Origin of the sequence: Rhodococcus sp. 105337, from assembly GCF_012844225.1 — a bacterium.
GTDB lineage: Bacteria > Actinomycetota > Actinomycetes > Mycobacteriales > Mycobacteriaceae > Rhodococcus.
On sequence record NZ_JABAGQ010000001.1, the window covers coordinates 667,051 to 684,724 of the forward strand.

A 17,674-nucleotide genomic window follows, 5' to 3' on the forward strand; every position below is an offset into this window, starting at 1 on the left:
CATAATTACCCCTGGGGGTATACCCTCGTACCGGCGCCCCCAGTCGATCACCCGAGGACGTCCGCGTCGACCCCCCTGCGAATTTCCCGGGGTGTAGTGCGCTCGGATAAATACCCCCACCCGTATTAGGAGCTCCACAAGATATGAGTAGCAAGCACGTTGCCGACGGCGATCGGTCGCCGGGGACGACGACGCAGAAGCCGGAAACCGCCCCACCGAAGGGGTCGGGCGGTGTGCTGGCACGCATGGGCGCCGTCATGGCCACGCACGCAAAATGGGTTTTCGGCGCGTGGCTGATCGCTCTGATCGCACTCGGGGCCGCCGCCCCCACCGTGTTCAGTTCACTTGCCGGGGCCGGCTGGCAGGCGAACGGTTCGGAATCCGTGCAGGTGCGCGAGCTCGCCGAAGAGCACTTCGGCGGAAACTCCTCCGCCGCGGTCCAGGTGGTCGTGCACTCGGACACCGAGCAGGTATCCGATCCCGCTGTCCAGCACGTCCTCGACGAGGCCACCGCGGTGTTCGCCGACGACCCCCGGTTCGGCGAGGTCATTCCACCCCGACCCGGGATGTCGATCAGCCCCGACGGGCACACCGGCATCCTGATCGCGGGCGCGAACGCGAGCACCGACGAGATGGTCAAGGCCGTCGACGAATTGAAAGCCGAACTCACCGCCCTGTCCGGGGACGGCATCGAGGTCTACCCGACCGGGGCGTCCGCGCTCTGGAGTGACTTCAACGAGGCCAACCACGACGCGATGATCAAGGCGGAGCTGTTCTCCTGGCCCGTGACGCTCGCGATCATGGTGCTCGCGTTCGGTTCCCTCGTCGCCGCCGGACTGCCGCTACTGCTGACCCTGGCCGGGCTCGTCGCCTCGGCGGGTGGACTGGTCCTGCTCAACACGGTCACTCCGATCTCGGTGTGGGCCATGAACTTCGCGATGATGTTCGCCCTCGCGCTCGGCATCGATTACGCCCTGTTCATCGTCGCGCGGTTCCGGGATGCACTGAGCAAGAGCGGAGACCCGCGCGCAGCGGTGGCCGAGACGATGGACACCGCAGGCAAGGCTGTCGTGTTGTCGGGCCTGACGGTACTGGTGAGCCTGTCCGCAGTGCTCCTCGTACCGGCTCCCGCGGTCCGGACGATGGCCGTAGGGATCATGCTTGCGGTGACGTTCGTCCTTGCCGCGACCCTGACGCTGCTCCCTGCGGTGTTGGGAAAGATCGGTGCGAAGGTCAATGCCGGATCGCTCCCGTACGCCAAGCGCCAGCAGCACCGGTCTCCGAAATTCGAGGCATGGGGCAACCTGCTGCACGCGCATCCGTGGCCGTTCGCGATCGGGTCGCTTCTTGTGCTGATCGCACTCTCGATTCCGGTACTGGGACTGAAGGTTGCGATGCCCTCGATCCAGGTCGTTCCCACCGACGCGCCCGTCCGCCAGGGCTACGAACTCGTCCAGGCCCAGATGGGCGACGGCGCACCGGGAATGCTCCAGATCATCAGCCCGGCGGCCGACGCCGACTCGGCAGCGGCCACGGCGCGGGCGACCGAAGGCGTCACGATGGTCACCCCACCGATGCCGGCGTTGGACGGTTCCGACTACGTGATGCTGCAGGCCGTCCCGAACGTCGACCCGTCGGACGACGCAATGGGCTCGATCGTGGATCGATTGCGTTCCGACCTGCCGTCGCAGGCCCTGGTCGGCGGCGCGCCCGCGGAGAACCTCGACTTGCAACAGGCGCTCAACGATTACCTCCCCGTGATCGTCGGGGTCATCCTCGCCCTCGGATTCCTGTTGCTGCTGGTCGCACTCCAGGCCCCGCTGATCGCCATCCTGGGCACGATGGTCAGCCTGCTCTCGACCGCGGCCGCGTTCGGCGTTGCCAAGTTGATCTTCCAGGACGGACACGGATCCGGACTCCTCGGCTTCACCCCGCAAGGCTTCCTCGACGGCTGGGGGCCCGTGTTCTTCTTCGCGATGATCTTCGCCATCGCGATGGACTACACGGTGTTCCTGCTCTCGACCGCCAAGGAGCACTACGAAGAGTCGGGTGACCCGAAGGTCGCCCAGGTCATGGGACTGGCGCATTCTGGCAGGGTCATCGCTGCCGCGGCGGCGGTCATGGTGGCGGTGTTCTTCACGTTCGCCTTCGCCGAACCGCTGCCGCCGAAGGAGATGGGCATCATCCTCGGCGTCGCCGTCCTGCTCGACGCGGTCCTCATCCGCCTCGTGCTGCTCCCGGTGCTGCTGCGCCTGACCGGCCACGCAGCCTGGTGGTCGCCGGCCTGGCTGCGCCGGATCCTGCCTTCCATCAGTTTCTCGCACAGCTGACCCGAGGTATGGGTGGCGGGACCCTGCCACCCATACCCCGTGGGGTATACCGAGTACAATCGAAAGGGTTGCCATGACAGGAAACGACGAGAACACGAAATGGAACTTCCGGTGAAAACGCTTCCACATCACGACGGTTGGACCGTAGAACGCGTCGTTCCGCTCATGGCCGGCGTCATGGTGCTGCTGAGCGTGGCACTGACACTTGCCCTCTCCCCCTGGTGGCTGATTCTCACCGGATTCGTGGGCGTCAACCTTGTCTTCTACTCCGCCGCCGGGTGGTGCCCCGCCAGCCTGATCATGGAGAAGGCCGGACTGGAGCGGGCGAGCTGCCGCCTCTCGCCGACCGCCACCGGAACCCGCTGATACCGCCCTTCGGGGCGAACGCAGACCGATCATGAATCTCGCACTGTCCACCACACTGCAGACCACGTTCGCGGACGCGGTCGAGAAGACCCGAACCGCGTTGCAGGAACAAGGGTTCGGAGTGCTCACCGAAATCGATATGCAGGCCACCCTGAGGGCCGGGCGACCGCGTCACATCAGCCGACGATCCCCGCGTCGCGCAGCCCCCTGATCTGTTCGTCCGTCAGCCCGAGTCCGGCGAGAACCGTGTCGGTGTGCTGCCCGAGTGCGGGGACAGGGCGCATCGGCAGCTCGACATCCCGGAAGTTCATCGGCGGCAGGAGCCCTCGCACCACGCCCGCTTCGGTGTCGACCTCACGCCATCGATCCCGGGCGGTGACCTGCGGGTGTTCGATGAGTCCGCGCAGGTCCCGCAGCTGTGCCGCGGGAATGCCGGCCGCCGCGAGCTTCTCGTCCAGGTCGGCGCTCGCGAAACAGCTCGTCGCGTCGCCGACCAGTTTGTCGACCTCGTTGCGGCGGCGTACACGTTCGACGTTCGTGGAATACCGCGGATCGTGTGCCAGTTCGGGCATTCCCAGCACCTCGGTCACCAACGTCCGCCACCCGCGGTCGTTCTGCACACCGATGAGGATCTCGCCGTCCGACGTGGGGTACTTGTCGTAAGGGGCAATCGACGTGTGCGCCAGGCCCATGCGGGGAACCTGCCGGTCCTGGTACATCTGCAGGTACATCGGGTAGCCCAGCCACTCCGCCGTCGCATCGAACATCGACACGTCGATCGTCGCGCCGACCCCGGTGCGATGCCTGCGCAGCAGAGCCGCCTGGATCGCGGTCAACGCGTACATTCCGGCGGCGATGTCCGAGGTCGGGATTCCCGTCTTCACAGCCGTCTCGGGCGTCCCCGTGATCGAGCACAGGCCGGTCTCCGATTGGACCAGCAGGTCATAGGCCTTGCGGTCGCGCATCGGCCCCTCGGCGCCGTACCCGGACATGTTCACCACGACCAGTTCCGGGTGGCCGGCCCGGAGCATATCGGCGCCGAGTCCGAGACGTTCGGCGGCGCCGGGCGCGAGATTCTGGAGGAACACGTCCGCACCGGCGATCAGTGACGTGACGGCGTCGATACCGGCCGGGGACTTCAGATCCACCGCGAACGACTCCTTGCCGCGGTTGAGCCAGACGAAATGCGCGGCGAGGCCTAGCACCGCACTGTCGTAGTCGCGCGCGAAATCGCCGTCGCCCACCCGTTCGACCTTCACCACCCGGGCGCCCAGATCCGCCAGGTGCCGGGTAGCGAGAGGTGCCGCGACGGCCTGCTCGAGGCTCACCACCGTCAGCCCTTCGAGCGGCAGTTCGGCCGCTGCCCCCGCGTGTGACGGGTCCGGTCGATTCTTCGTCACGGGGACGTCCTTTCGTGGGGCCACGCGTCAGCCGGTGGGACCGTCGGTGACGAGCGGCCAGAGTTCGTCCGAGCCGACCGCAGTGCACAGGATCTCCGCGTCCCAGGACGCCACCGTTCCGAACTCACTGCGCCAGGAGAGGATTCGGTTTGCGTGGCGGTGCAGTTCGTGCTCCATCGTGAAGCCGATCGCGCCGAGAGACTGATGCGCGTTACGCACGATCACCGCTGCCGCGTGTCCGCTGCACGACGCCGCGGCAGCAATGGCGAACCGGGTCCGGGCGCTGTCGAAGCCGTGGTCGACCACAGCGGCGACAGCGGCATCGGTGGCGGCACGGGCGAGCGCTGATTCCGCCGCGAGATCGGCGACCAGCGCCTGGACCGCCTGGAACTTTCCGATGGCGCGGCCGAATTGCACGCGCGCGCTGGTGTGCTCGACGACGAGTTCGAGGATTCTGTCCATCGCACCGACCGACGCGAGGACCCGGATGAGTGCGCCCCGATACCGGAACTCCTCGACGAGTGTCCCGGGTACCTCGATACCGGACAACTCGGAGGTCTCCACCTGGATGTGGTCGCGTGGTTCGCTCGCCAGGTTCACCGATTCGGTCAGTTCGAGGTCAGCGCGAGCAACCTCCGCAACCCGCCAGGACGCGTCGGCGTCCGGCCACAGTACGACGACCGTGTCGGCGAACCGTGCCCACGGCACGTGCCGGGCGCTCCCGTTCTCGTCGAGTACGGCTGCCGTGCGGACCGCCGGACCGACACCGAGACCGGCCTGTTCGAGCAACCACCCTGCGAGCAAGTCGTTCTCTCCCACCGGTACCGCGGCCGCGGAAGCACCCGCGGCACCGAGAAGCAGCGCCGCCTCGGCCCAGCCCGCGCCGCTGCCACCGTCGGTTTCGCTCCCGGTCAATCGGTCGAGACCGAGTTCGCCGAGGGTCTGCCACAGCGGGCGGTCGAATTCGACGACCTCTCCGATGCGGTGGTCGTCCCCGGCGGTGAACACCTCGGAGAGCATCTGCGCGAAATCGCGCAATTCGGGGGACTCCGTCATCGCATTCCCAATCCTCGTGCGATGACCCCGCGCAGGATCTCGCTGGTTCCGCCGCGCAGCGTGAAGCCCGGCCGTTGCATGACGCCGGCCCGGACGAGCCGGCGGAGCTGGTCGTCGGATGCGGTGTAGCCCGCGATCTCGTCGGCGAGGTCGGCGAGATCTCCCTCCGTCTTGGTACCCAGCACCTTGACCACCGACGCCGCGAGTTCCGCATTCTCACCACGCTCGAGTGATTCCGACACCGCGGTGGACATGTGGTGCAGGCCCACCATGCGCGCGATCGTGGCACCGATCCTGGTGTCGGGCTCGAGAACACAGTCGGCAACGGACCGTACGAGACCGTCCAGCACACCGAAGGTGGACAGGAACCGTTCCGGCCCGCTCCGTTCGTACCCGAGTTCGCTCGTCACCTGTTCCCAGCCTGCGCCGACCGTCCCGAGCACGAGATCGTCGGGGACGAAGACGTCGTCGAGGAGCACCTCGTTGAAGTGGTGGTCGCCGGACATCGACATGATCGGCCGGATCGTCACGCCGGGGGAGTCGAGCAGGACGATGAACTGGCTCAGACCGTCGTGGCGGTGGGCAGGGTCGAGCGGGGCGGAGCGCGCCAGCGCGAAGAACGCATCGGCGTGGTGGGCGCCCGAGGTCCACAGTTTGGTTCCGCTGAGCTTCCAGCCGCCGTCGACCTGCGTCGCTTTCGTCTTGACACCGGCGAGGTCGGAACCCGAGTCGGGCTCGGACATGCCGATGGCCCAGCAGATCTCACCCGCTGCGATCCCGGGGAGAAACCGCTGCTTCTGTTCCTCCGTGCCGTATTTCAGCAACGACGGCGCCGCCTGGCGGTCGGCCACCCAGTGCGCCGCCACCGGAGCACCGACCGCAAGAAGTTCCTCCGTGACGACGAACCGCTCCATGAACGTCCGGCCGTGGCCCCCGTACTCGACCGGAATGGTCATGCCGACCCATCCCTGCGCGGCAAGGCTGCGGGAGAACTCGGTGTTCCACCGCGTCAGCCACGTGTCGACACCGGGCGTGAACGTCCCCGCGTCGACCTGTTCCTTCAGGAACGCCCGGACGCGTGCGCGCAGTTCGGACAGTGCGGCATCCTCGGGTCCGGCTTTCGGCACCAATCGTGTGCTCATCGTCCATCTCTTCCATTGCTCGCCGGCACCGGAACACCGCCCGGGCACAGCAGATTCAAGGACAGTTCCGCGTATCGTTCCGCGATCACCTGCGGTGTATCCGGACCTGTGGGGTCGTACCAGTTCGCGATCGCGGACGTCATCGCCAGGATCGACCGGCGGCAGTCGTCGGGGTAGCGGGTCGTGAACACACCCTCCTCGATTCCGGCGTCGATGATGTCCCGGATCCGGCGTCGCCCGGCCCGTCGTCGTTCCTCGTACAGTCGCGCGCCTTCCGGTTCGAGGTTACGCACCTCGGTGGCGATCATCCGGGCATGATCGGGAAACTGCGTACGGAACGCGACGTTACCCCGCACGAAAGCGCGCAGTTGCTCTGTCGCATCGTCACCGGACTCGGCGAGTTCGGCATCGCACACGGCGTCGTACGTGTCCACACCGTCCATCAGCGTGGCGAGAAGCAACTCCTGTTTGTTCTTGTAGTGGTAGTACAGCGCCGACAGGCTGACACCGGCCTCGTGCGCGATCGTGCGAATCGACGACGAGCCGTACCCGTTCCGAACGAACTCCCTCCGGCCGGCTTCGATGAATATCCGTTGCTTCGCCGACGGTGCTCTCACGACGGGACCCCGGAGTCGCCGTACCTCGCGATGAGGTCGCGGAGTTCACCTTTGACCATCTTTCCGGTCGGTGTGCGCGGAAGCCCGCCCACGACGCGAACCTGCCTCGGGCACTTGAAGCGAGACAATCGTTCCCGGCAGAACTCGAGGATCTCGCGCTCCGGATCGTCACTGTCCACCACGTCCGAAAGCTGCACGAACGCCTCGACGCGCTCGCCGAGATCGGCATCGGGCACGCCTACGACCGCGACGTCGTGAACGAGGGGGTGCAGCGCCAGAACGCTCTCGACTTCCTGCGGATAGATATTGACGCCGCCCGAGATGATCGTGAAGTTCTCCCGACCGGTGAGGAACAGGACATCGTCGTCGTCCAGGTATCCGAGATCACCTGTTGTAAACCAGGATTCCCGGAACGGGTGTCGGGCGGACGCGGTCTTGACCGGGTCTTTGTGGTATTCGAAGGAGAAGTCCCGGCGCTCGAAGTACACCGTCCCGATCTCTCCTGCCGGGAGCACCCGACCGGCTTCGTCGCAGATCCGGGCGAGGCCCAGAGTGCCCGGTCCCCCGGTCCGGCCGACACATCCGGGTTTACGGAGCCACTCCTGCGGGGTGACCACCGTACTGCCGATCGCCTCGGTCGCGGAATAGTACTCGTACACGATCTCACCCCACCACCGCATGAGTTCCTGTTTGACCTCGACCGGGCACGGCGCCGCGGAGTGGAGCGCATACCGCATCGACGACAGGTCGTACCGGTCACGCACCTCGCGTGGGAGTTTCAGCAGCCGCACGAAATGAGTGGGAACCCATTGACTGTGGGTGACTCGATAGCGCTCGATGCAGTCGAGTGCGAGTTCCGGTTCGAACCGTTCCATGAGCACTACGGTCCCCCCGAGCGCCTGGGTCGACACGCTGTAGCGCAAGGGTGCCGAGTGGTAGATCGGCGCAGGCGAGAGGTACACCGAGTCTTCGCCGAAGCCGAAGCCGCGCACCGTCTTCAGGAGCGGCGGACCGGGCTCGTCCTCGATCCGGGCGCCGGTGAGCGGAGGCTTGATTCCCTTCGGCCTCCCGGTGGTACCCGAGGAATACAGCATGTCGCTGCCACGCGGCTGATCCGCCGGTGGTTCGGTGGGCAATCCCGCAATTTCGTCCTCGTACACGAGGTGCCCCGTGATCGGACCGGAGAAGGCGAGCCGGTGCGCCACTTTGGGCGTGAGCGCGACGATCTCTTCGGCGAGTGGTGCGAGTGGCGCCGAGACCGCCAGTACCGTTGCGTCACAGTCGTCGACGATGTACCCGGCCTCCGCGGCGGACAGATGCGAGTTGACGAACGTGATGTATGCCCCGGATCGCAATGCTCCCCAGTACAGTTCGAATACCGAGGCGTCGTTGACCGACAACACGGCGATATGATCGCCGGCTCCGACACCGTGGGCGCGGAGCCAATGCGCGAACCGGACCGATGAGTCCTCGAGCTGACGGTAGGTGATCGTCCGGCCCGTCGCGACCTCGTGCACGGCGGGCCGATCCGGTTCCGCGGCTGCGTATCGGCCCGGATACATCCCTAGAGCCCCAGATCCTTCGAGATGATCGTCTTCATCACTTCGCTGGTGCCGCCGTAGATTCGGGTGACGCGGGTGTCCGCGTACAGGCGGGCGATGGGGTACTCGGTGATGTACCCGTAGCCGCCGTGCAATTGGAGACACTTGTCGATCACGCGCCCGGCGACCTCGGTGCAGAACAGTTTTGCACGAGCGGCATCGGCGACGCTCAGTTCCTTGCGGTCGAGAAGTTCGAGACAGTGGTCGACGTAGACGCGGGCGGCCTGGGTCTCCGCGGAGCACTCGGCGAGGACGAATTTGGTGTTCTGGAACGCGGCGACCGGCTTCCCGAAAACTTTGCGGTCCCTGGTGTACGCGAGTGCGTGGGCAATCGCGGCTTCGGCGAATCCGACCTGGTTGAGCGCGATACTCAATCGCTCCTGCGGCAGGTTGTGGGTGAGGTATCCGAAGCCGGCACCCTCCTCGCCGAGAAGGTTTTCGACGGGAACGCGAACGTCGTTGTACGACAGTTCGGCCGTGTCCTGCTGGTGCAGGCCGATCTTGTCGAGTTTGCGCCCGACGGAGAATCCTTCGGTGTCGGTGGGCACGGCGATGATCGACAGTCCCCCTCGACGGTTCTCCGGGTCGAACGGCGAAGTCCGGCACACCGTGAGGATCAGGTCGGCCGTCACCCCGCCCGTGATGAAGGTCTTCGCTCCGTTGACGATGTAGTGCGAGCCGTCGTCCGACAACTTTGCGGTGGTCGCGATGTTGGCGAGGTCGGAACCGGTACCCGGTTCGGTCATTGCGATGGCCGTCATGATCGAGCCGTCCGCGAAGCCCGGAAGCCAGCGCTTCTTCTGCTCCTCGGTGGCGTATTCGAGCAGGTACGGCAGGATCAGGCACGCATGAACGGTGTACGAGCCGAACGAGACTCCGGCGCGGGCCACCTCTTCGAACACGATGGTGTTGTAGACGAAGCTCGATTCTCCGCCCCCACCGAACTCCTCGGGTACCTGGATGCCCAGAACGCCGAGTTCACCGAGCCGGGTGAAGAATTCGCGCGGGGGACGTCCGAGTTCGTCCCACTCCTCGCGGTGCGGAACGACTTCCTTTTCGATGAAGTCCCGCAACATCTTCCGGAATTGCTCGTGCTCTTCGGTCATGATCGTGCGTTGCATGGTGCGTCCTTCGAACGGCGCTGAGGCGGGTCAGTTACCCGTGAAGTTGCCCGGGCGGCGTTCGAGGAACGCGGAGAGGGCCTCACGGTGGTCTTGGGTGTGGTGTGACAGTGCTTGCAGGGAGGCAGAGAGTTCGAGCAGGGTATCGAGGTCCACGCGCTGGCCCTCGCGGAGAAGCTTTTTCGTCATGCGCAGCGCGTTCGGCGGATTGACCGCGACCCGCGCGGCCAGTGCGTTCGCCGCCCCGAGCAGTTCTTCGGGTTCGACGACCTGCGACACCATGCCCCATTCGAGTGCGGTCGCGGCGTCCACGCGATCTCCGGTGAACGCCATTTCGGCGGCGCGGGCAGCACCGACCGCGCGGGGCAGCAGCCACGCGCCGCCGTCACCGGGGATGATGCCGAGCTTGACAAAACTTTCGGCGAAGAACGCCTTCGTGGAGGCAATTCGCATGTCGCACATCATCGCCAGGTCGCACCCCGCGCCGACGGCCGGGCCGTTGACGGCAGCGATGATCGGTACCTCGCAGTGGTAGATCGCTTTGGGCAGCCGCTGGATGCCGCGGCGGTAACCCTCCCGGAGCGCGTGCGGCGCGCCCGCGAACATTCCGGCGCGCTCGTCCATGTCCTTGACGTTGCCGCCCGCGGAGAAGGCGCTTCCGGCACCGGTGAGGACCACCACGCGGGTCTCGATGTCGTTGTTCGCTTCGTCGACCAGATACACGAGGCGCTCGACGACGTCGTCTCCCGAGATCGGGTTGCGGGCATCGGGAAGGTTGATCGTCCACGTGACGACGTTTCCGTTGCGCTCACTGAGTACGACGTCCTGCGCTGTCGTCATAGGGGTCGTGGTCCTTCCGTCGCCGAGGTGGCCCGAACCGTGATTTGGTCGAACGATCGTTAAACTACGGACACGGCACGCGACTGTAAAGGCCCCGAGCGGTGTCCGGTCAGTCGGGCAGGCTCATGCCCGATTCGGCAATTCGTATGCGAACCTCGTCGGGGAAGACGTTGCGGAACACGAACGGATCCCGGCCCAGGACCCATCCGGGCGCGAGCGCCGTGGCGTACCGCTCGAAGTACCCGAGTTGTTTTCCGAAGAGGACGAGTTCCTCGGGGCTCGAGGTGTTCCATTTGCGGCCGAGCGACACGAGAGCGCCTATCAACTCGCTCAGACGCAACTCCCCCATGTCCCGGCCGAGCAGCGGCCCGAAGGTGTCGGCCACTTGCCGGCCCACCTCCACATCGTCGAGGTCGAGATCCGCCGCGACACCCAGCGCCCGCACACTGCGGGCCACCTCGGTGAAATCTCCCTCGAGCAGTGCGGCCCGGAACAGCGAGCGGAGCAACTCGCGCCATTTCTCGGGCAACTCGCCGACGATCCCGAAGTCGAGCAGTGCGACCCGGCCGTCGTCGAGGAGCCAGAGATTTCCCGCGTGCACGTCCCCGTGGAAAGGCCCGTGGCACAGCACCGCCTCGATCCACACCTTCACTCCCCGTCGCACGAGCAGCGCGGTGTCGATACCGTCCTGCCCCGGGACGACACGGTCGAGCGGTCGGCCGCTGAGCCGTTCCATGCAGATCACACGCGGGCCGCACCAGTCCCAGTACACCTCGGGGACCGTCACGAATCTGTTGTCGCCGAAGGCCGCGATGTTGCGCCGGAACCGGTCCTGCCGGTCCGCCTCGACCGTGGCGTTGAGTTCGGTCATGGTCGCGTTGTAGAGGTCGCGGATGATCGCGGGGGTGTTCGCGATGCGAAAGAACTCGAATACCTGCAACATTCGTGCGCCGACATACGCGGCACGGAGGTCGACGAGCATACGATGCGCGATCCCCGGTCGCTGCACCTTCACCACAGCACGTCGTCCGTCGCGCAGCACGCAGCCGTGTACCTGCGCGACGGAAGCCGCGGCGAGCGGCACGTCCTCGAACGACAGGAACATCTCGTCGATCGGGTGGCCGAGATCCGCTTCGATGACCGCGCGCGCTTCGGCGGACGGAAAGGTGGGGACGTCGTCCAGCATCCGCAGGCAGGCATCCGCGAGAGCGACCGGGAACAGCCCCGGCGACGAGGCGACCAGCTGGCCGAGCTTCACGAAGGTGGGCCCGAGGTGCTCGAACGCGTCGACCGTTCCGTGCGCGGCAGCACCGACAACGCCGCGGCCACGCGGACGAACGACCCAGCGCAGTACCGCCCACAGCACGAACGTCACGAGAACGACGCCCACCACCACGGCGCGGCCGAGTTCGGCGAGCCCGAACCGGTCGAGCGGCGGCCGGTCCACCCGCAGGGCCTCGGGTGACGGGCCGCCCGAACACGGCCCCACGGGTCCGCGAGGCGAGGGGTGCGCCTCCCCCACGGTCACCTCCGATGCCTGGTCGCGCAGTGTGTGATCCTGCACCGCGTGCCCCCACTCCTTCACCGACGCGCGCACCCGACGGCGCGGCTGTGAGCACGGTACCCGGAGAGGTGCCCAGGATCGAGAGGCACGAACGCTCGAACGTGAGTTCTCGGGGTATTTCTCAGGGTATTTCTCAGGGTGTTCTGTGTCGGTACCCACGACTACCCTTTGACGGGTAGTCGTTCGGGCCGACGAATCGGAGTGGGTGCGGTATGGCAGAACAACTTCTCCCCGGTCCCCCCGGCGCTGTCGCCGACGAGACCGATTTCATGGGGCTGGCCGAGCCGTTCCGGCGCGAGCTTCTCGCCCATTGTTACCGCATGAGCGGGTCGCTCCACGATGCCGAAGACCTCGTGCAGGAAACGTATCTCCGAGCATGGCGCGGGTACGACAATTTCGGCGGTCGCTCGTCGCTGCGCACATGGTTGCACCGCATCGCGACCAACGTCTGTCTCACTGCGCTCGAGGGTCGGAAACGCCGTCCGCTGCCCACCGGTCTCGGTGCGCCCAGTTCCGACCCCGCAGACGATCTCGTGGTCCGCCAAGAGGTTCCCTGGCTCGAACCCATCCCCGGCACCTACACCGACGACGGGCGGACCGACGATCCGTCCGATCCGGCAACGATCGTCGCGTCGCGCGATTCGATCCGGCTCGCCTTCGTCGCGGCGCTGCAGCATCTGTCCGCACGGCAACGCGCGGTGCTCCTGCTGCGCGATGTCCTGCAGTGGCGCGCGGCCGAGGTTGCCACGGCGCTCGACACGTCGACAGCCGCGGTCAACAGTCTGCTCCAGCGTGCCCGCGCGCAGTTGAAAGATGCTCAGGTCACGTCCGATCGGCCGACCGAACCCGAGAGCGCGGAGGCCAAGGCCCTCGTGGAGCGGTGGGTCGAAGGGTTCGAGAAGTACGACATCGACTCGCTCGTCGACATGCTCACGAAGGACGCGATCTGGGAGATGCCGCCGTTCGACGGCTGGTACCAGGGCGCCGACGCCATCGTCACCCTCATCAAGCTCAATTGTCCGGCGAAGGGCCCCGGCGACCAGGTCATGCTGCCCACAACCGCAAACGGTCAGCCTGCGCTCGGGCTCTACATGCGCGGGGAGGACGGCGTGCACCGCCCTTTTCAGCTCCAGGTTCTCGACATTGTCGGCGGGAAAGTCGCGCATGCCACGGCCTTCTTCGCCGATGACACCACCGCCCTGTTTGCCCGGTTCGGCCTGCCGGCGTTCCCGACGACCCGAAGCTGAGACACATTTCCGCACCGTGCCCCGACCGCGCGCAGCGGCTACCCGAGACACCCCGTGATCGGTGCCCCTGATAGAGAAGGGGACATGATCACCGACGCGGCGCCGTTCCCGCTCGACCGACCCACCACGTTCACAGGCATCGGCCTGTCGATCGCAGGCGACAACGAGATAGCGGTATCGCAGCCCGTCGGTCCCCGCTACCTCGACCACCGTGGACAGACGACCATCGGCTCGGTCGGTGTGCTCACCGACGTGTCCGTGGGCGCGGCTGTCGCGGTCGCGCGGTTGCACGCGACCGGCGAGCGACCACAGTCCGTGATGTCCCAGATCACCGCGTCGACGGCCCACCCGTTCCCCGTCACGGGGGCAGTCTCGGGACGTGGCCGCAGCGTCTACTTCGACGACACCACCGGACTGGCAGAAGCGACCCTGTTCGACGACGACGGCAACCCCGTGATGCACCTGACCGGACGGTCGATCGTGGTGGGACGCGCACCGTCCGACGCACTTCGCGCGCCGGATGTCACTCACGCCGCTGCCACCGGCCCCGAGCCCGGGCCGTGCGCGGACCCCGGCGTACTCGCCGAACTGGGTGGCCTCGAGATCGTCGCCGGTATCGCCGCGGAGACCGTGCCCCGTGGCCCGCTGGCGGAACTACTGGGACTGACCCTCACCGCCGTCGAGCACGGCACGGTGCAGGGCGAGATCGTCCCGCTCGCATGGATGGCCAATCCGATCGCCTCCGTCCACGGCGGCGTGCTCATGTCGATGGCGGAGATCGTGTCCGGTCTGGCCGCACAGACCCTCACCTGCGTCGGCGGCCGATACCGGCTTCTCCAGATCAGTGCCGACTATCTGCGTTCCCCTGCCGCACCGGGCCCTGCCGTGCAGATCAAGTCCGAGGTAACCCGCGCCGGGCGCCGCCTCGCCTCGATCGAGACGGTGATCTGCGGTGCGGACGGCACCGTGTATGTGCGTGCCCGCGCGAACGCTCAGCTCTTCCCCGGCGTCTAGGCGGTACGGCGTCGCCAGGACCGGGACCGTGTGATCACCCGGCTCGGCGTGCCGCCGCCACGGCTGTCGCGCCGAGGCGGGGGAAACGTCCGTCGGAGATTGTCGTGAACGTGTTACCCAGCCGATTCGTGACGAACGCGACCGACAGTCCCGTCTCGGGATCGGCGAAGGCCCCGGACCCGCCGAAGCCGTAGTGACCCACGGATCGGAGCGGCTGATGCCTCGAGGCAACCCAGCCCGGGTGATACCCGAGACGCCAGTTGGCCCGGATTCCGAGTACGTAATCGCGGCCTCGGGTCTGAACCTCGGTCAACTGCCGGACGGTGTCTTCCTCCAGGAAGCGGACATCGTCGATCGCCCCGCCGCAGGCGAGGGCCGCGTACATCCGGGCCAGCGCCCGGGCTGTGAAGACGCCGTTCCAGCCCGGCATCACGGAATCGTGCGCCCGGGAGCTTCGCATCAACTCGTCGAATCCCTCGGCCATGCCGGCCTCGGCGAGTCCACGCAGACCGGGTGTCCTGGCGAGTACCGCGCCTGCGGTGGCCCACGGGGCGGGCAGAAAATTGATCTTGGGGAAGACTCGTGCGATGCGATGACGCTGGTCCTGCGGCACCCGGTACCAGAACTCATCCATTCCGAGCGGCTCGGCAATCTCGGTGCGGACGAGTTCCTCGAACGATTTCCCGGACGCGCGCGCCGCTACCTCCGCAACGAGGTTTCCGTAGGTGACGGCGTGATAGCCGGGTCCGGCCAAGCGACGCGGGTCCGGCGGCGCGGCGGCGAGCGCGGCAGCGACGGCTTCGGAGTCGAGCAACCCGAAGCGCCCCGGAACGAGTCCCCGCGCCTTGTGCAGCCCGGCGCGGTGGGACATCAGCTCACGAACGGTGATGGCGTCCTTGCCTGCGGCGGCGAACTCCGGCCAATACTGCGCCACGGGGCTGTCGTACTTGACGAGCCCTCGCTCGGCGAGGCGGTGGAGAACCGTGCTGGCGACTCCCTTCCCCGTCGAGAAGGACAGCACCACCGTGTCCCGTTTCCACCGCTTGTCGCGGGCGGCCCACCCGGCCCAGATGTCGAGAACGCATTCGCCGTGCAGGTAACACGTCAGTGCGCCGCCACCTTGACCGGGCGAAAAGAACATCCGGAAGAACTGATCCGCGACCGGCATGAAGCGCGGGTCGACCACCATCTGCGTGGCCGGTATGTCGTTCTCGGTCATGCCACCCGTGCTCCTAGCGCTACCGTCGCGAACCGCTGTCCCCCGCACGATCGTAGGAGCCGCGCACCACGGGCGTGGAGGTTCTCCGCGTTCGGGTGGGCGTCTGCACCTCCCGGGGAATCGGTGTAAGGATGGAGCCCATGACCATCGCGCCACATTCGGAGATCCGCTCCGGCATCGATCTCGAACATGTCGACGAGCACGTCCGGCCCCAGGACGACCTGTTCGAGCACGTCAGCGGGCGATGGCTCGCCGAACACGAGATTCCGGCCGATCGCGCTCTCGACGGCGCGTTCCGCACGCTCGCCGACAAAGCCGAGGTCGACGTCCGGTCGATCATCGAGGAGGCTGCGGCGTCGAGCGCCGAACCCGGCACCGATGCGCAGAAGATCGGTGACCTGTTTGCGAGTTTCATGGATATCGATTCGATCGAGGCCGCGGGCATGGCTCCGATCTCCGCGGAACTGGCTGCGATCGCGGGCGCGCCCGATCGCGCTGCACTCGCGTCGGTCCTCGGCGAACTTCAGCGAGTCGGTGTCAGCGGGGCGCTCGCGCACTACGTGGACACCGACTCGAAGAACTCGCAGCGTTATCTGATCCACGTCGCGCAGGGCGGACTCGGCCTTCCCGACGAGTCGTACTACCGGGAGGAGCGGTACGCCGCCATCCGCGACTCGTACACCGGGCACATCGGCCGTATGTTCACCCTCGCCGGCCTCGACCACGACCCTGCGCGGGTGGTCGCTCTGGAGACCGCGCTTGCTGCCGGGCACTGGGATGTCGTCACACGCCGCGACGCCGACCTGACCTACAACCTGGTCACGCTCGAATCGTTGATCGCCGATCTGCCCGGGTTCGAGTGGACGGACTGGATCACGGCCACCGGTGCGACCGCCGGGCAATGGTCCGAGATCGTCGTGCGGCAGCCCAGTTTCCTCGAGGTGTTCACACAGTTGTGGACCGACCAGTCGCTCGACGACTGGAAGGCGTGGGCTGCATGGCGGGTGCTGCGGGCACGTGCCCCGTACCTTTTCTCGGCAATCGTCGACGAGAACTTCGCGTTCTACGGACGCGAACTCACCGGCGCTCAGGAGATCCGCGCTCGGTGGAAGCGCGGCGTGTCGCTGGTGCAGGACCTGCTCGGTGAGGCCGTCGGCAAGATCTACGTCGAGCGGCATTTCCCTGCCGAGGCGAAGACCCGGATGCAGGTGCTCGTCGACAACCTCACAGAGGCGTACCGGCAGAGCATCACCGACCTCGAGTGGATGAGCCCGGAGACCCGTGGGGCGGCACTGCGCAAGCTCGACAAGTTCACCCCCAAGGTCGGGTATCCGGACAGGTGGCGGGACTATTCGGCGGTGTCCATCGCTGCCGACGACCTCGTCGGCAACTACCGCAGCGGGTATGCCGCGGAGTACGACCGCGATCTCGCCAAGCTCGGCGGTCCGGTCGATCGTGACGAGTGGTTCATGACCCCGCAGACGGTCAATGCCTACTACAACCCGGGAATGAACGAGATCGTCTTCCCGGCAGCGATTCTGCAGCCCCCGTTCTTCGATCTCCACGCCGACGACGCCGCGAACTACGGCGGGATCGGTGCGGTGATCGGGCACGAGATCGGACACGGATTCGACGACCAGGGTGCCAAGTACGACGGGGACGGAAACCTCGAGAATTGGTGGACCGACTCGGATCGTGAGGAATTCGGTAAGCGCACCGCACAACTGATCGCGCAGTACGACACGTTCGAGCCGAAGGCATTGCCCGGACATCACGTCAACGGGAAGTTCACGATCGGCGAGAACATCGGCGATCTCGGCGGCCTCTCGATCGCCCTGAAGGCGTACGCGATCGCACTCGACGGCCGCCCTGCGCCCGTCATCGACGGGCTGACCGGACTGCAGCGCGTGTTCTTCGGCTGGGCTCAGGTGTGGCGCACCAAGGTCCGCGACGAAGAGGCGCTCCGCCGACTCGCCGTCGATCCGCATTCGCCGCCCGAGTTCCGGTGCAACGGGGTCGTCCGGAACATCGACGAGTTCTACCGGGCGTTCGACGTGCGGGAAGGCGACGGCCTCTACCTCGACCCGTCGGAGCGCGTGAAAATCTGGTGATCGATACGCGAAAGCCCCCATGTTCTTTCCGAACATGGGGGCTTTC

The 17,674-nt window shown here is 66.6% G+C and carries 14 protein-coding genes and 1 pseudogene; 6 read left to right on the top strand and 9 right to left on the bottom strand.

Going from position 1 to position 17,674, the window contains the following annotated elements; genetic code table 11:
• Positions 1-245: 245 nt before the first annotated feature.
• From HF886_RS03080 to HF886_RS20990, 3 genes and pseudogenes are all read left to right on the top strand, one after another.
• Positions 246-2,330 (top strand): MMPL family transporter, encoded by a 2,085-nt coding sequence (locus HF886_RS03080; RefSeq protein ID WP_240954882.1) that lies wholly within the window; start codon positions 246-248, stop codon positions 2,328-2,330.
• Between the two features lie 111 nt (positions 2,331-2,441).
• Positions 2,442-2,696, top strand: a complete 255-nt coding sequence (locus tag HF886_RS03085; RefSeq protein ID WP_346765185.1) for a DUF2892 domain-containing protein — start codon at positions 2,442-2,444, stop codon at positions 2,694-2,696.
• A gap of 31 nt (positions 2,697-2,727) precedes the next feature.
• Positions 2,728-2,856 (top strand): annotated as a pseudogene (locus HF886_RS20990) (ABC transporter); the annotation flags it as partial.
• 16 nt (positions 2,857-2,872) lie between these two features.
• Here the strand turns inward: HF886_RS20990 and HF886_RS03095 are convergent.
• The 8 genes from HF886_RS03095 to HF886_RS03130 form a co-directional block, all read right to left on the bottom strand.
• Positions 2,873-4,096, bottom strand: a complete 1,224-nt coding sequence (locus tag HF886_RS03095) for a CaiB/BaiF CoA-transferase family protein (RefSeq protein ID WP_169651517.1) — start codon at positions 4,094-4,096, stop codon at positions 2,873-2,875.
• A 27-nt stretch (positions 4,097-4,123) separates the two neighbouring features.
• Positions 4,124-5,152: an acyl-CoA dehydrogenase gene (locus HF886_RS03100; protein ID WP_169651518.1), complete on the bottom strand. Its 1,029-nt coding sequence runs from the start codon at positions 5,150-5,152 to the stop codon at positions 4,124-4,126.
• Positions 5,149-6,294, bottom strand: a complete 1,146-nt coding sequence (locus HF886_RS03105) for an acyl-CoA dehydrogenase family protein (RefSeq protein ID WP_169651519.1) — start codon at positions 6,292-6,294, stop codon at positions 5,149-5,151. Before HF886_RS03105 ends, HF886_RS03100 begins: the two co-directional genes overlap by 4 nt.
• Positions 6,291-6,911: a TetR/AcrR family transcriptional regulator gene (locus tag HF886_RS03110; protein WP_169651520.1), complete on the bottom strand. Its 621-nt coding sequence runs from the start codon at positions 6,909-6,911 to the stop codon at positions 6,291-6,293. Before HF886_RS03110 ends, HF886_RS03105 begins: the two co-directional genes overlap by 4 nt.
• Positions 6,908-8,473 carry an AMP-binding protein gene (locus HF886_RS03115; RefSeq protein WP_169622069.1) on the bottom strand — a complete coding sequence of 522 codons (1,566 nt, stop codon included), beginning with the start codon at positions 8,471-8,473 and terminating at the stop codon, positions 6,908-6,910. The genes HF886_RS03110 and HF886_RS03115 overlap by 4 nt, the downstream gene beginning before the upstream one ends.
• A 2-nt stretch (positions 8,474-8,475) precedes the next feature.
• Complete coding sequence (locus HF886_RS03120) at positions 8,476-9,633, bottom strand: acyl-CoA dehydrogenase family protein (RefSeq protein ID WP_169651521.1); 1,158 nt, start codon at positions 9,631-9,633, stop codon at positions 8,476-8,478.
• 30 nt (positions 9,634-9,663) lie between these two features.
• On the bottom strand, positions 9,664-10,473 hold the full coding sequence (locus HF886_RS03125; protein WP_169651522.1) for a crotonase/enoyl-CoA hydratase family protein: 810 nt from the start codon (positions 10,471-10,473) through the stop codon (positions 9,664-9,666).
• A 109-nt stretch (positions 10,474-10,582) separates the two neighbouring features.
• Positions 10,583-12,001, bottom strand: coding sequence for an AarF/ABC1/UbiB kinase family protein (locus HF886_RS03130; RefSeq protein ID WP_346765193.1), 1,419 nt, complete (start codon positions 11,999-12,001; stop codon positions 10,583-10,585).
• A gap of 248 nt (positions 12,002-12,249) precedes the next feature.
• Between HF886_RS03130 and HF886_RS03135 the strand changes: the two genes are divergently transcribed.
• Together HF886_RS03135 and HF886_RS03140 are read left to right on the top strand one after the other, a co-directional pair.
• Positions 12,250-13,284, top strand: a complete 1,035-nt coding sequence (locus tag HF886_RS03135) for a sigma-70 family RNA polymerase sigma factor (protein ID WP_169622065.1) — start codon at positions 12,250-12,252, stop codon at positions 13,282-13,284.
• Between the two features lie 84 nt (positions 13,285-13,368).
• On the top strand, positions 13,369-14,298 hold the full coding sequence (locus tag HF886_RS03140; RefSeq protein ID WP_169651523.1) for a PaaI family thioesterase: 930 nt from the start codon (positions 13,369-13,371) through the stop codon (positions 14,296-14,298).
• A 34-nt stretch (positions 14,299-14,332) separates the two neighbouring features.
• Here HF886_RS03140 and HF886_RS03145 read toward each other — a convergent pair whose 3' ends face one another.
• A complete protein-coding gene (locus tag HF886_RS03145) occupies positions 14,333-15,517 on the bottom strand; it encodes a serine hydrolase domain-containing protein (protein WP_169651524.1) in 1,185 nt (394 codons plus the stop codon).
• A gap of 140 nt (positions 15,518-15,657) precedes the next feature.
• Here HF886_RS03145 and HF886_RS03150 point away from each other — a divergent pair, with 140 nt between their 5' ends.
• Positions 15,658-17,628 carry a M13 family metallopeptidase gene (locus HF886_RS03150; RefSeq protein ID WP_169622062.1) on the top strand — a complete coding sequence of 657 codons (1,971 nt, stop codon included), beginning with the start codon at positions 15,658-15,660 and terminating at the stop codon, positions 17,626-17,628.
• The last annotated feature ends 46 nt before the right edge of the window (positions 17,629-17,674 follow it).

Bases quoted from the DNA above. Each gene is read 5' to 3' on its own strand.
- HF886_RS03150 (WP_169622062.1), top strand. From the start codon at position 15,658: ATGACCATCGCGCCACATTCGGAGATCCGCTCCGGCATCGATCTCGAA.
- HF886_RS03125 (WP_169651522.1), bottom strand. From the start codon at position 10,473: ATGACGACAGCGCAGGACGTCGTACTCAGTGAGCGCAACGGAAACGTC.
- HF886_RS03100 (WP_169651518.1), bottom strand. From the start codon at position 5,152: ATGACGGAGTCCCCCGAATTGCGCGATTTCGCGCAGATGCTCTCCGAG.
- HF886_RS03105 (WP_169651519.1), bottom strand. From the start codon at position 6,294: ATGAGCACACGATTGGTGCCGAAAGCCGGACCCGAGGATGCCGCACTG.
- HF886_RS03140 (WP_169651523.1), top strand. From the start codon at position 13,369: ATGATCACCGACGCGGCGCCGTTCCCGCTCGACCGACCCACCACGTTC.
- HF886_RS03080 (WP_240954882.1), top strand. From the start codon at position 246: ATGGGCGCCGTCATGGCCACGCACGCAAAATGGGTTTTCGGCGCGTGG.
- HF886_RS03115 (WP_169622069.1), bottom strand. From the start codon at position 8,473: ATGTATCCGGGCCGATACGCAGCCGCGGAACCGGATCGGCCCGCCGTG.
- HF886_RS03145 (WP_169651524.1), bottom strand. From the start codon at position 15,517: ATGACCGAGAACGACATACCGGCCACGCAGATGGTGGTCGACCCGCGC.
- HF886_RS03120 (WP_169651521.1), bottom strand. From the start codon at position 9,633: ATGCAACGCACGATCATGACCGAAGAGCACGAGCAATTCCGGAAGATG.
- HF886_RS03135 (WP_169622065.1), top strand. From the start codon at position 12,250: ATGGCAGAACAACTTCTCCCCGGTCCCCCCGGCGCTGTCGCCGACGAG.